The organism is Kosakonia quasisacchari (assembly GCF_004331415.1).
Classification (GTDB): Bacteria; Pseudomonadota; Gammaproteobacteria; order Enterobacterales; family Enterobacteriaceae; genus Kosakonia; species Kosakonia quasisacchari.
This window is the reverse complement of record NZ_SJOP01000008.1, coordinates 49,559-62,809: the sequence shown is the minus strand read 5'-3', so window position 1 is coordinate 62,809 and position 13,251 is coordinate 49,559. Positions and strand designations below refer to the sequence as shown.

The window sequence follows — 13,251 nt, the reverse complement described above, 5'->3', positions numbered from 1 at the left end:
GCCAGCGGACAAGATTGCAATACCTTATTTAAACAGTTTCTGCACAAACTCAGCATATGCGGGACGCCAGACATCCATTTCGTGTCCCAGGCCGGGATACTCTTTATAGCTAAACGTGATGCCTTTTTGCTCCAGTTCTTTTTTAAGCCCGGCAATATCCTTCCCGGTGACCGCATCTTTTTCGCCGACCACCACCGTGAAGTTATGCAACTGCTTATTCACTTCCTGCGGCTTATTGAGCTGAGTAGTCACGCCTGCATCCGGGACGGTGGCAGTCGTGACGCCACTGAATGTCGCCAGCCAGCCGAAGCTGTCCAGATGGTTCATCCCGGAAACGAGTGCCTGAAAGCCCCCTTGTGAGAGCCCGGCCAGCGCACGTCCGCCAGCATCTTTGCGCACATTAAAGCGGGCATCGACCAGCGGAATGATGTCGTACATCAGTTCGCGGTCTGCCGCTTTGGCATTAAGCGGATAGAACATTTTGCGACGATCTTTTGGCGGATAATTTTCGGGAATCGCCTGCAGAATGTCCGTTTCCGTATCCGGCACCACCACCAGCATTGGTTTGATTTTCCCTTCGGCCAACAGGTTATCCATTATCTGCGGTAACCGCCCTTGATCAATGGCGGAAAGGCCGGTATCGCCAAAGCCATGGTAGAAATAGAGCACCGGCAGCGGCTCGCCTTTACCGGTGTAACCCGGCGGCGTCCAGATATACATACGGCGCTCCGAACGCAGTTCTTTCGCGTGGTAGGTCACCGTCAACAGATCGCCATGGGGGACGGCGCGATCATCGAGAATACTGCCCGGCACCAGAATCAGGCTGGTATTGACCTGCCGCTGCGGTTTCTGAAACCGGCTTCCTGTATCCACAGAACGAAAACCATCAACATCAAAGTAATATTCGTAAAGATTCGCAGCCATCGTGGCGCTTTTCCACGACCATATACCGCTCTCATCTTTGCGCATATCGTGCGAGACCGAGCTATCCGGGGTAGAACCAGTCACGACCGATACCCGTTTTGCGCCCGGCGCGAAAAGGCGAAAGGTAATACTTTTATCGGCGTTAACCTGGGTCACATACTGGCTAACCGGCATAGATAAGTCCGGGGTTGCCGGAAAAGGCGCGGCAACGGCAGGAAGCGTCGCGCCCGCCAAAAGTGTGCAGATAGCAAACGTCAGCCCGGTGATAGTTGTTTTCATATCCACTCCCTCATTATATTTTCTCGTTAACATAGAACCCGTTAGCACGCATTCCCACCACGCTTCAACCTGAGCGCCAGCACCCGCGACGTGTTGCCGGTACGTGCATCTGATAAAGGTTACTCACGAAGGCTGGCAGCAAAAGTTGGCGTATTGGCTGGATTTTTAAAACCTCTTTCTCCACGTTTTGCGATATATGTTGCGTAAATCAGGGATTTTTAACCAATTTGAACGAGGTTGAGAGAGATGACGGTTATCTGAACAGCACGCTGCGTTTCTGCACAGTGCGCTTGTCGACATACTGCAGCGGCGCGCATTTTGAAGGTGAATATTTGCTGCCTTACAGGCGAAACGTGCCCGGCGCGTTTCGCAGAGGGGGGATGGAAAATGCGGGTCAACCGCTGATGCACCGGTTTAGAGAACCTCAACAACCGCGAACTCTTCCGCGACGAGTTCCATCTCTTCGGCGAAAAATCCCGCGCGGGTAAAAAAGGCTTTATGCTCTTTGCGCCAATATTCAAGGCTTAAATCGCCCTCGCCCTCTTTTCTGGCAAAGGCTTCCGTCACATCGCAAAAGCGTACCAGGCGCATCGATAGCATTCTGATGACGCATACCGGGGAATTTTGCCCGTTGAGAATAATATGATAACTGCCGATTTTGGGTGCCGGCTCTTCAGCCAGGTACGAGGCAAGCGAGCCGCAGGAGGCTGTTTTCACTCCACTCACCACTAAGCCTGCAAGCGCGCTTGCCATCTCCGGGCTGTCGCCGAATGACCATGCCTGTGCGCCGGGATATGTCGTCTTTAGTTTATCAATACTCTTCATCATGGACCTTTTATCGGCGTAGCTACGCGGCAATTCGCATTTGGGTGAACTGTGCGCGGCCTCACTTCTCATCAATTAACATAACCGGCAGCGCTTTCAATTTTCGATCACTGCTCTTTTTTGCGCACAAGAGACGTAATAATGGCCGTCAATCCGCCGATAAGCGGCATCGGTCCTGCGCCTGCGAGGAAGTTTTCACGATCGATTTGGTTATCACGGCGAATATCCGCAAAGCGGGCAAGCGCGTTTTTTTCACTGGTCGCGCTGACCTCTTCAAACTGTTTCTCGAAGCCCTGTGCCACTAGCTGAGAAGCGGCATCCACTTCCGCGCTTTTCAGCACCACGATTTGCTTACCTTTTTGATAAAAACTGTAATCTGTCATTTCTCACTCCCTCATAGAAAAGATTACCTGACAGGTAATATATCTGGCTTAAGCGAATTCTGAACTTGTTTTCTGCGTAATCTGTTAAGCCGGTAAGAAATACCCTTTTCTTTCATCGTTCCCTATCTATCGGCAGTGACCATTCACGTTTTTCCTTTCTGACGCCAGCTTTTTTTTCAGCAGTCGACATGGCGATAGCCGCGTTAAGATTTAGCTTAAGCAACAAATAGTGATCGTTCCCCGTCAATAAGCAGAACCTGCTCATAACATTTAAAAATGTTTTGCAAATAGCCACTCCATCGTCGCTCCATATTAGCGGCAATATAAATCAATAAATCCTCTGCAGAATGTTCATTGTCCGCAGGAGGAAAAATGAACAAATTTACTTATTTCATTAAATACACCGAGTACCTTGGTCGGAAACTTTTAACCTGTATGGTTCAGGACCAGCAATTTCATAGCAAAAGATTAAAAAGGCTCTCTGGCAGAACCCCCGATCTGATTAATCCGGTGACGCTAAGCGAGAAAATATGCTACCGAATGATACATGACCATAACCCGCTTTACACGCGACTGGCAGATAAACTGGCGGTGCGCGATTACGTTTCTGCGCGTACACAAAGAGTACAGTTACCCACATTGCTTTGCGTCTATAAAAACGTGCAAAGCATCGATTTCAGCCAATTACCGGACAAATTTGTGTTGAAGTGTAATCACGATAGCGGTAGCGCAGTAATATGCACGGATAAGGATAAACTCAATATTCCACGCGCGTTACAGAAGCTTGATTTTGCCCTGCGCAAAAATATGTATTACACCACCCGTGAATGGCAGTATAAAAACATCAAACCGGTTATATTGTGCGAGAAATACATTGATTTATTTTCAGCACGAGACAAAAGCCGAACACCTGAAATGCTGAGGATACATTGTTTTCACGGCATCGCGGGTTTTATCGAAGCAGATGTTACCGATGATTCCGGTAATGGTTTCATTAATGTCTACAATCGCTGCTGGCAATTGCAGCCCTTTCAGATGGAATATCCCAATACTCCCGGAGCGATCCCCGAACCGGAATTATTGCATAAGGCGATAACCGCTGCACAGGAGCTATCCACCGGGATCGATTATTGTCGAATTGATCTTATGCTCCAGCGCGATGTGATTTATTTCAGTGAAATCACCCTCAGTCCCCGGCGCGGCAAGTTGGAAATCTCACCGCCAGAGTGGGATACCCGGCTGGGTGAGATGTGGAAAATGACCGCGATACAAAGCAACCAGCCGTTGCGCACGCAGAAAGCGTGATCAGTGTTTTTTCCGTAAGGGCCATGAGAGTTTAAAAATGGAATGGCCCTCATCGGTTAACGCGTAGGTTACATCGCCCTGGTGAGCAAGCATTATGGCTTTCAACACCGATAATCCCAACCCACAGCCACCCGGATTGGTGTCCCTTGCGCTGGCGCCGCGCTGAAAAGGGTGAAACATAAATTTGTGAAATTCTTCTGGGATCCCTGGCCCCCTATCTTCAACGACAATAAAGTTCTCGTGTTCATTGGTGCCGTGGCTGACCATCATGCTTTTAGAGGTGGCGTATTTTATCGCGTTATCGAAAAGGACAGTCAGGCACTGAATAATCCGCAGCGGATCGCACTGACATTGCTGGGGATGTAATTCGGTCGCGATGGTAAAATGGCTGCGTTTAAATTCCAGCGCAAAGGAATCCACCGCGCTCTGAATGATCTCCTGCAAATCAACATCCACAAGCGTTAACGTAAATTCGGCGCCGCCGGATGAACTCACCACCCGAAGATCTTCTATCAGGCTGGATAAGCCCTCTGTTTGTTTAAGAAGATTATTAAACAAGGTCGGATTTGGCTCGAACACGCCATCAACCAGCCCCTGTAAGCGGCCTCGCAGAATGGTCACCGGCGTGCGAAGCTCATGGGCAATGGCGGCATTCCAGGATTTACGCTGCGCATCCATCGTCTGTAGTTTTTCAGCCATCTCATTGAAATCGTTGACAAGATTATTAAGTTCGCCCAGGTGCGAGCTGGCGCAAAACGCCCGCGCACCCAGATCACCCTGGGCTATCCTGCGCAGGCTGGTCGCCACAGAGCTTAGCGGGGTCAAAATTCTTGCCGACAGCTTTACGGTAAAAAAAAGCGAGAGGGATAAGCTTATTAAAGAGGCAATCAGGATCCATAACCAGTCAAGATAGGTCATCTGATCCTCATTCCCGGCCATTGCCCCGCCGGGAATGTAATAAATGACGAAGGTATAAAACAGATAGGAGCCAATCACAGAGACAGCAATAACCGTCAGCGTCAGCAAGATCATAAACGCCAGTACCTGGCGGCTTAACGGATGACCTCTGTTCATTTGTTTTCACCTAATCGGTAACCCATGCCACGAATACTTTCCGGAACCCCTTTTAACCCGCAGTTTTCCAGCTTTTTGCGCAGCTTGCTCATATGGCTGTCAACCGTGCGGTCAAGCGTATCGCCTTCTGGCAGGCAGGCATTGAGTAACTCTTCACGCGAGCAGACTTTGCGGGGGTTCCGCGCCAGGTAGGCCAGCAGTTTGAATTCTGTCGTTGTGAGCAAGGGAGAGATAACCTCGCCACAACCATTGATCTCCACATAAAAGTCTTCTGGATAAACCGTTAAACAGGATGTCCGGATAGGCTTATTGTAGAGTTGTTCGTGACTGGCTTTTGCCCTGCGCAGCACGGCTTCGATACGCGCAACAACCTCTGTGGGATTAAAAGGTTTAACGACATAATCATCCGCACCAAGGCGCAGCCCCATCAGTTTGTCGATGTCCTGGTCCAGTGCCGTGACCATGATGACCGGGATATTGCTCTCTTTTCGCAGCGAGGAAAGGACAGTCCAGCCATCGAACACGGGCAGTTGTATATCCAATAACACCAAATCGGGCTTTTTCAATCGGCACACATTTATCGCCTGCTCTCCGTCCGCCGCGCGAAGTGCGCGCATCCCTGAACGCTGAATATAACTGGTCAGAATATCCGCTATTTCATCATCGTCTTCAGCAACAAGAATAAGATAGTTATCGTTCATGATTTCTCCACTCACTACTGATATTGCTGGCATTGTGTGACCTGGCTTGCGCTGAAGCAAACACCGGTGCTGTCGTATTCACATCCGGTTCGGTTAATGTACTCATGCAAATGCCGTTTTTCTAAGCTGTTTCTGAAGCCTGCCAGCAGACGCGCAAGTCATCAGCGAACATGAGACCTGCTTGTGCGGCGAAAGTTGCATCCACTTAAAATCGTTGGCGTCTTATTTTTCCTCAATGTCTGACAGCAACATCCGCAAGCGAATATTTACCAGGCAGGCATACACACTCGCTCCACACTCGGGTAATCAATTTTCCACAGTCCTGGATAACAATAGAAAGTAAGCCATATAAAATAACGCGCTACTGGAAAACAGATGACATTCGCTAACACGGTAAAATAGATCGTGTGGTGTCATTGTATTACCGGCAAAGCCCTCTCTCGGAGTAGAAGTAGCAATGAAACACTTACGGAAACTCACCGTTGAAAAAATCAGTTCATTGATGATATTTTCTTTATGGTTATGGGGAATGTTCTATCTATGGCTTATTTTGATGCACAACGTTGAGGAAAAAGTAGGCGCGACGCTACTTTCATCGCCGTTTATCTATGCCATGTTAATCGCTTCTTTTTTATTGTTTTTGATACAAGAAAAAGCCGGCGTACTGAAAGAGCTGGCTATCGTAACACTCTTTTTGGTGATCATTTTTTTTCACCTTATTCTGATTTTTAACATTCTCTTACTCAGGCTTCCGGATATTTATGACTTCAGCTTTTACTATGAGTGTTTTTTGATTATTTTCCTCGGTGTCACGCCTATGTATCTGTTATTGAGGATCCTCTGAATCTCGTTGAATATGAAGCGGTGAGCTTTGGCGATGGGAATAGTGACAGGCAGCCAGAAAGCCGGCCTATTTACATCTCAGGGAAAGTAACCGACTCCATATTGCCTCCATAAAGCATTCATTCTACGTAAACATCAAAACGATAGACTGCATAAACGCAGTGTAATCCAGGCGCATATCTTAATCGGCTCGTAATGAAAGCACATCGATGATTAAGCATAAAGGTAAGCCAGGATTCTTCATCCATACCGGGCAGATAATTTTTTATAATGACGTCGATAAATAAAAACCCACCGTCCTCTACTGAAAATGTGAAAAGGACATTAAAACACCTGGCCGTAAAAAACTGGAAAAAACTCTCTATTACGTTTTTCCTGGTTATTGCGGAAAATGTGACCTATTTATTGTATCCCGTGCTGGCGGGCATCGCTATCAACTCGATTCTGGCGGGAGATGCCCTCACGGCAGCACTTTATGGATTAATGATTCTTTTTATCTGGGTCCTCGGCGCAACCCGGCGCAGTATCGATACGCGTACGTTTGCGCGCATTTATGCTGGTCTGGCCGTATCGGTTATTATTGCTCAGCGTAAATATCAGCTTAATCATTCAACCATCGCCGCACGAGTAGTGTTATCCCGTGAATTTGTTGATTTCTTTGAGATGCATCTGCCGATGCTGATGACCTCGATTATTTCCCTTTTCGGCGCCGCCATTATGCTGCTCATTATTGAGTTTCACGCCGGGGTGATGTGTATGGTTATCGTCATTATTCTGTCGTGCTTTTTCAAGGGTTACACACGAAAAAATGAGTTGCTGTTTAACCGACTGAATAACCGGCTGGAGAAGGAAGTGGACTATGTTCATAAAGCCACCACGCTCTCGCTTAATCGTCATTATTCATCCCTCGCCCGTTTGCGTATCTGCCTTTCCGATCGTGAAGCTCTGGGATACCTTGCAATCGGTGCCTTGATCGCCCTGCTATTTACCTTGACCATTATCTTGATGACAACAACCCAGGGTGTGAATGCCGGGCATATTTATTCGGTAATGACGTACATGTGGATGTTTGCCACCAGCCTTGATGATGCACCGCAGCTTCTTGAGAAGTTTTCACAACTTAAAGACATTGGTAAACGCGTCAAGACCGATGATGTCGATAGCGGGACATTATCACTGCAACAGAAATCTTGATTTTAATTATCTCGCCTTAATGTTCGGAAATTAATTCATGCCACAGTTTTTTATTGACCGGCCTATATTTGCCTGGGTTGTTGCACTGTTCATTATATTAAGTGGAGGTTTATCCATACCGCATCTTCCGGTCGCGCAATACCCGGCGGTCGCCCCACCGAGTATTATTATTTCGGTCACTTTTCCTGGCGCGACGCCAGACATGATGAATACGTCCGTGGTTTCACTCCTCGAGCGAGAAATCTCGGGTGTGGACAATTTGCTCTATTTCGAGTCCACCAGCGACACGACGGGGATGGCGTCTATCACGGTGACCTTTAAACCCGGAACGGACAGCAAACTCGCCCAGATGGATTTGCAAAATAAAATCAAAACGGTAGAACCGCGCCTGCCACAAGCGGTGAGACAAAACGGTGTCAGCGTTGAAGCGGCCGAGTCTGGTTTTCTGATGATGGTCGGTCTGAAATCCATCACGGGAGCCTATCAGGAAGCGGATCTGAGTGATTATTTCGCCCGAAATGTTAGCGATGAGCTTCGCCGCGTGCCGGGCGTGGGTAAGGTTCAGTTATTCGGGGGTGAAAAAGCCATGCGCATCTGGCTTGACCCGGTAAAAATGCACCATTACCAGCTTTCAGCCAGTGACGTAACCAGCGCGATTAGCCAACAGAATGTGCTGGTATCACCCGGAAGATCGGGAGACGAGCCGGCGCAGCCAGGCCAGGACGTCACTTATCCATTAACCGTTAAAGGGCAACTCACCTCGGTTGAGGAATTTAAAAATATCACGCTTAAAGCGACCACGGACGGCGCGCGTCTGACGCTCGGCGATATTGCGCGCGTGGAATCAGGGTTACAGAGTTACACCTACGGCATCCGGGAAAATGGCGTTCCGGCGACGGCAGCAGCGATTCAGCTTTCGCCAGGCGCAAATGCGATTAGCACCGCCGCCGGAATTCACCAGAGGCTGGCCGAACTGAGCACCGCGCTTCCGCAGGGAATGGGGTTTACCGTTCCGTTCGACACCGCCCCTTTTGTCAAGGTGTCGATCATGAAAGTGGTACAAACGTTAGCCGAAGCAATGGTGCTGGTTTTTCTGGTAATGCTGATTTTTCTGCACAACATCCGGTGCACGCTCATCCCGGCCATTGTTGTTCCGGTGGCGCTTCTCGGGACATTTACCGTGATGCTATTAAGCGGGTATTCAATCAACATTCTGACCATGTTTGGCATGGTGTTAGCGATTGGCATCATCGTCGATGACGCGATCGTCGTCGTCGAGAATGTTGAGCGGCTGATGGCAGAAAAAGGCCTTTCTTCACGCGATGCGACCCGTGAAGCGATGCAGGAAATCACACCGGCGATTATTGGCATCACGCTGGTGCTCACCGCCGTGTTTATCCCGATGGCCTTTGCCAGTGGTTCGGTCGGGGTGATTTACCGCCAGTTCACGGTTTCCATGGCGGTATCCATCCTGCTCTCCGCTTTTTTAGCCTTAACGCTCACGCCCGCGCTCTGCGCCTCTTTGTTGAAACCGCATAAAAAGTCTTCACCGGGCAAATTCGCCGCCGGGTTTAACCGTCATTTTCATACGTTGTCTTCACGTTATGCGTCGGGTTTGGGGTATGTCGTAAAGCGAACCGGGCGAATGATGCTGCTCTATGCCGCGCTGTGTGCGGCCCTGCTGATGGGGTTAATCACGCTGCCGTCCTCTTTTTTACCCGAAGAGGATCAGGGATATTTTATGTCCTCCATTCAGCTCCCTTCCGAAGCCACCATGCAGCGCACTCTCGCGGTGGTGAAACGCTATGAAGATGAGGTCGCAGCCCGGCAAGCCATTGAAAGCAATATTATGATCTTAGGTTTCGGTTTTTCTGGCTCGGGACAAAACTCCGCACTGGCCTTTACGACATTAAAAGACTGGCCATCTCGCAAGGGCATTGCAGCCCAGGATGAAGCCGATCTCATCCAGTCGAAAATGCAATCCGTACCCGACGCGGTAACCATGAGTCTGCTACCACCAGCCATCTCCGATATGGGCACCTCTTCCGGGTTCACATTTTATGTTGAAGACCGTGCGGGTAAAGGGTATCAGGCGCTGAAACAGGTCGCAGACAAGCTGGTTTTACAGGCAAACAAGAGTGCAAAGCTTTCGGACGTGTACATCGACGGATTACCCGAGGGCGCTTCTATTTCCCTGAATATTGACCGGGAAAAAGCGGAAGCGTTAGGCGTATCGTTTGAGGAGATCAATCAGGCCATTTCTGTAACCTCGGGTTCAAACTATGTCAATGACTACACCAATGCTGGCCGTGTCCAGCAGGTGATTGTGCAGGCCGATGCGGCCTACAGAATGCAGCCTGAAACACTGTTAAAAATATCCGTAAAAAACAGACAGGGGGAAATGGTGCCGCTTTCTGCTGTTGTTACCTCGTCATGGCGGCAGGCACCCCAGCAACTCAATCGTTATCAAGGATATCCGGCTATCCGCATCACCGGTAGCGCCGCTCAGGGCCACGCCAGTGGTGATGCGATGAAAACCATGGAGCAGCTGGCAAAGGCATTACCGCCAGGGTTTACCGGTGAGTGGGCTGGCAGTTCATTGCAGGAAAAGGCCTCAGCTTCCCAGTTGCCGGGGTTAATCATGCTTTCTGTGCTGGTGGTATTTCTGGTGCTGGCTGCGCTTTATGAAAGCTGGTCAATTCCATTTTCTGTGATACTGGCCGTACCGTTGGGGCTTATCGGCGCGCTTATTGCCGTTAGCGCCGCGAATATGACCAACGACGTATTTTTCAAAGTTGGGTTGATTACTCTGATTGGTCTTTCAGCCAAAAACGCCATTTTGATTGTCGAATTTGCCCGTCAGCTACGCGGCCAGGGCATGAGCACGCTGGAAGCAACGTTACTGGCGGCCAGACAACGGCTTCGTCCGATTTTGATGACCTCGCTTGCATTCACGCTGGGCGTTGTTCCTCTGATACTCGCCAGCGGAGCCAGCGCCAGCACGCAGAATGCGATTGGCATAGGGGTTTTCGGGGGCATGATCAGCGGCACGTTGTTCGCGGTGTTCTTCGTGCCGGTATTTTTTATCGCGGTAACAGCATTTTTTGACAGGCGTTTGAGCTTGTTAAAGGGACGAAAGAGTAACGTATAAACAGAATCCAGTAAGTGCTTGTTTAAAAGCCCCAGTAAGGGGCTAAACACGCGTGAGTTATGGTGCCGGGGGAACAGGCGGCGCGGGTGCCAGTTCCCTCACCTCCAGCCTGACTTCATAACGCTTCCCAGTTTCCAGCGCCGGAAGATTTTTAACCACAGTGTTTAACGCATCAACCGGCGTGGTGGTTTGCTGAACGACGCCATACACAAGAGGTGCAGGCCCCGTCATGGGCGGGCTATCTCTTTGTAAAGGCGGTGGTTTTACATCCCCGTCTGTTGCAGCAATAACAGAAAAGGCACAGACCATAAAGGCAGTGGCAATAAATGTCTTCATTAATCTTCTCATGCTGTTCTCCGTGTTTGTGGTTAAAAAAACGTCACCAGAGGGAAGATAGCCCGCCAACAAGAAGGGAATGTGAACGAGTTTCGCAAGAAGGGAAAATTGCCAGACAACACCGCGACGTAATTGCCAAAAGCGGCTTCGTGACGGGCGTTTAGTCTGGTCGTCACGCACTTTACCCGGCAGCAGTGCCTGTTGCTCTGCCATCATGTCGGTGTTTATTCAATCATCTTCACATGAGATTGGCTGTTGTTATTCCAGGAAAAAAGCACCAGGTGCCAGAGCCCAGGCGCTTTACGAGACGGGTCAATTAAACCGTTTACCCCAAGTGATTCCAGACGATTACGCACAGCCCATGAGGAAGGAACACCACCCTCCTTCACCATTTCCTGCCATGGCGCAATCGCATCGTGAAGGTTAATGCCCGCAGCCAGCACGGCATCTGCATTCCTGAGATCAAAAATTTTATTCGCAATGACCCTGACTTCGACAATCTCAAGGCTAACGCGCCTGTTGCCACGATGGGAACGCATAGCTGCCTCTACGCCTGCAGGCGATGAGCTCAGATAGAGTGTCGGTTGATTGCTGTTTGAATAGCGGCCTGGCCCCCTGGAGCCGGATAAAGCAACGTTCCGGTAAGCCGGGTCAATTGCCCGGTAGAAAACCCCATCGACATCTGTGAGATAATTGGTCAGATCCATAAAACCCCTAAAATCGTTTCTGCGGACTTGAATATCCTACAGTAGCTGACCACGACCATACTCTTCTGGTGAGTCCCGGCCAGAATGACCGGGATGTGCATGGCGTTAAATTTGGCCTGCGTACAACACGCCTCTTCCTGCGCAAAGGATAAACTTGATGCTGCTCAATATGTAGTCTGATCCGCGTTGCCAGGTAAACAAGCGAGGCGTATCACGGTTGGTGGCACTTTTGCCATTCTTTGGGGACGGAAACATGGCTGACAGAAGACCACTTAATCCAGACGTAGTCGTACCTAAACCTGGTGGTGGCAAACAACCTCGCGATCGCAACAATGACGGAAGGGTTCGTGAGAAACGCTCGGACGCCGGTAAACCGAGGAAATGACGAGCAGGGCCACCTTGAGGTGGCCTTTTTATTGTACTTCGCTAAGCGCAATGGGGAACGCAGTTTTGCTCAAATTCAGCGAAATAACAGGCTTAAGAAAGTACCTACAGACAAGCCAAACTGACAGACATTCAGCCATCCGGGTGTGTAACTGGTTAAAATAAAAAAACATAAAGGTTGCCAAACCCATTTTGCTATGTCTTAATAGCGTCACCGGTTTGGAATACAGACCTTATGAAAGCAGTTTTAGTAAAGCAGTCCTCAGTTCAAGAGTTATCCAAAGATACCCTTCTTCATGAGCCTCCTCCTAAGTGCCAAATAAGTCACTCTATCATTACAGGCCATTATCGCCGCGCTTAGTGGCTCGTTAATTAAGGAAATATCTATGTCTAATAAAATGACTGGTTTAGTAAAATGGTTCAACTCTGATAAAGGTTTTGGCTTTATCACTCCGGACGACGGCAGCAAAGATGTGTTTGTACACTTCTCTGCAATCCAGAGCGACAACTACAAAACACTGGATGAAGGTCAGAAAGTTTCCTTCACCATCGAAAGTGGCGCTAAAGGCCCTGCAGCTGGCAACGTTACAGCGCTGTAAGCCGCGCTAATTATCAGCGATGCTTACAAACGCGATGAAGGCACCCGCCTGAGCAGTTAAGCGCGACTGATAATAAAATAAACCCGCCTGGTGCGGGTTTTTTATTGCCTTCGTTTCGGCTCCATTGACAACATTGCTGGAAAACACGGGTAGCCCACTCCAGTTTTGGCAGGCCAGGGGCACCAGAAAAGCGGCATTAAGAAATATCCCATCAGGGCAATATGTATTGAAACCCCACCGACTATAATTTTTTGCTATCGCCAAAGAGCATAGTGCACTAATTAGATGCCTGGCTGATCGGCAATTTCACAATCCCTACTGTGAGAATGGCAACGCATATAATATATTCCATCATGCGGGCAAGTGGAGATCAAAAATATTTGCCGGATCATGATTACCACGGTAATAGAATAAGCACGCACTTATCCCCTCACATCCATAACGCAATGTTCTTCATTTATTTAAAATATATCCCCCATCTGTAATTTTTTTCTTTTTTCATTAAAAAAAATGCGGCAATTGTCGATAAGTAATTTGATAAGCCAT

12 protein-coding genes are annotated in these 13,251 nt (G+C 49.0%); 5 read left to right on the top strand and 7 right to left on the bottom strand.

Annotated features, from left to right (window positions below; genetic code table 11):
* Positions 1-24: 24 nt before the first annotated feature.
* From E0L21_RS10395 to E0L21_RS10385, 3 genes are all read right to left on the bottom strand, one after another.
* Positions 25-1,203 carry an esterase gene (locus E0L21_RS10395; protein ID WP_131409182.1) on the bottom strand — a complete coding sequence of 393 codons (1,179 nt, stop codon included), beginning with the start codon at positions 1,201-1,203 and terminating at the stop codon, positions 25-27.
* A 414-nt stretch (positions 1,204-1,617) separates the two neighbouring features.
* Positions 1,618-2,028, bottom strand: coding sequence for an ASCH domain-containing protein (locus E0L21_RS10390; RefSeq protein ID WP_131409436.1), 411 nt, complete (start codon positions 2,026-2,028; stop codon positions 1,618-1,620).
* A 107-nt stretch (positions 2,029-2,135) separates the two neighbouring features.
* Positions 2,136-2,411, bottom strand: coding sequence for a hypothetical protein (locus E0L21_RS10385; RefSeq protein WP_131409180.1), 276 nt, complete (start codon positions 2,409-2,411; stop codon positions 2,136-2,138).
* A 372-nt stretch (positions 2,412-2,783) separates the two neighbouring features.
* On the opposite strand from E0L21_RS10385, the gene E0L21_RS10380 reads away from it, so the two are divergent.
* The gene (locus tag E0L21_RS10380) at positions 2,784-3,716 is read left to right on the top strand and encodes an ATP-grasp fold amidoligase family protein (protein WP_131409178.1); all 933 of its coding nucleotides are present in this window, start codon (positions 2,784-2,786) and stop codon (positions 3,714-3,716) included.
* Here E0L21_RS10380 and E0L21_RS10375 read toward each other — a convergent pair whose 3' ends face one another.
* Together E0L21_RS10375 and E0L21_RS10370 are read right to left on the bottom strand one after the other, a co-directional pair.
* Positions 3,717-4,790 (bottom strand): ATP-binding protein, encoded by a 1,074-nt coding sequence (locus E0L21_RS10375; protein ID WP_131409176.1) that lies wholly within the window; start codon positions 4,788-4,790, stop codon positions 3,717-3,719. It lies immediately after the preceding gene.
* Positions 4,787-5,491: a response regulator gene (locus tag E0L21_RS10370; protein ID WP_131409174.1), complete on the bottom strand. Its 705-nt coding sequence runs from the start codon at positions 5,489-5,491 to the stop codon at positions 4,787-4,789. The genes E0L21_RS10375 and E0L21_RS10370 overlap by 4 nt, the downstream gene beginning before the upstream one ends.
* 457 nt (positions 5,492-5,948) lie before the next feature.
* Here E0L21_RS10370 and crrC point away from each other — a divergent pair, with 457 nt between their 5' ends.
* From crrC to E0L21_RS10355, 3 genes are all read left to right on the top strand, one after another.
* Positions 5,949-6,335, top strand: a complete 387-nt coding sequence (crrC, locus tag E0L21_RS10365) for a colistin resistant protein CrrC (RefSeq protein WP_131409172.1) — start codon at positions 5,949-5,951, stop codon at positions 6,333-6,335.
* 269 nt (positions 6,336-6,604) lie between these two features.
* A complete protein-coding gene (locus E0L21_RS10360; RefSeq protein WP_131409170.1) occupies positions 6,605-7,528 on the top strand; it encodes an ABC transporter six-transmembrane domain-containing protein in 924 nt (307 codons plus the stop codon).
* A 37-nt stretch (positions 7,529-7,565) separates the two neighbouring features.
* On the top strand, positions 7,566-10,679 hold the full coding sequence (locus E0L21_RS10355) for a multidrug efflux RND transporter permease subunit (protein WP_131409168.1): 3,114 nt from the start codon (positions 7,566-7,568) through the stop codon (positions 10,677-10,679).
* 57 nt (positions 10,680-10,736) lie between these two features.
* Here E0L21_RS10355 and E0L21_RS10350 read toward each other — a convergent pair whose 3' ends face one another.
* On the bottom strand, positions 10,737-11,231 hold the full coding sequence (locus tag E0L21_RS10350) for a hypothetical protein (RefSeq protein WP_131409166.1): 495 nt from the start codon (positions 11,229-11,231) through the stop codon (positions 10,737-10,739).
* Between the two features lie 8 nt (positions 11,232-11,239).
* Entirely contained in the window at positions 11,240-11,722 is a 483-nt protein-coding gene (locus tag E0L21_RS10345; RefSeq protein ID WP_131409164.1) for an RES family NAD+ phosphorylase, read from the bottom strand.
* A gap of 770 nt (positions 11,723-12,492) precedes the next feature.
* On the opposite strand from E0L21_RS10345, the gene cspE reads away from it, so the two are divergent.
* Positions 12,493-12,705, top strand: coding sequence for a transcription antiterminator/RNA stability regulator CspE (gene cspE / locus E0L21_RS10340; RefSeq protein ID WP_086874224.1), 213 nt, complete (start codon positions 12,493-12,495; stop codon positions 12,703-12,705).
* Positions 12,706-13,251 lie beyond the last annotated feature (546 nt).

Coding starts and splice junctions, on each gene's coding strand:
- cspE (WP_086874224.1), top strand. CDS start 12,493: ATGTCTAATAAAATGACTGGTTTAGTAAAATGGTTCAACTCTGATAAA.
- E0L21_RS10370 (WP_131409174.1), bottom strand. CDS start 5,491: ATGAACGATAACTATCTTATTCTTGTTGCTGAAGACGATGATGAAATA.
- crrC (WP_131409172.1), top strand. CDS start 5,949: ATGAAACACTTACGGAAACTCACCGTTGAAAAAATCAGTTCATTGATG.
- E0L21_RS10355 (WP_131409168.1), top strand. CDS start 7,566: ATGCCACAGTTTTTTATTGACCGGCCTATATTTGCCTGGGTTGTTGCA.
- E0L21_RS10350 (WP_131409166.1), bottom strand. CDS start 11,231: ATGATGGCAGAGCAACAGGCACTGCTGCCGGGTAAAGTGCGTGACGAC.
- E0L21_RS10395 (WP_131409182.1), bottom strand. CDS start 1,203: ATGAAAACAACTATCACCGGGCTGACGTTTGCTATCTGCACACTTTTG.
- E0L21_RS10345 (WP_131409164.1), bottom strand. CDS start 11,722: ATGGATCTGACCAATTATCTCACAGATGTCGATGGGGTTTTCTACCGG.
- E0L21_RS10390 (WP_131409436.1), bottom strand. CDS start 2,028: ATGAAGAGTATTGATAAACTAAAGACGACATATCCCGGCGCACAGGCA.
- E0L21_RS10360 (WP_131409170.1), top strand. CDS start 6,605: ATGACGTCGATAAATAAAAACCCACCGTCCTCTACTGAAAATGTGAAA.
- E0L21_RS10380 (WP_131409178.1), top strand. CDS start 2,784: ATGAACAAATTTACTTATTTCATTAAATACACCGAGTACCTTGGTCGG.
- E0L21_RS10375 (WP_131409176.1), bottom strand. CDS start 4,790: ATGAACAGAGGTCATCCGTTAAGCCGCCAGGTACTGGCGTTTATGATC.
- E0L21_RS10385 (WP_131409180.1), bottom strand. CDS start 2,411: ATGACAGATTACAGTTTTTATCAAAAAGGTAAGCAAATCGTGGTGCTG.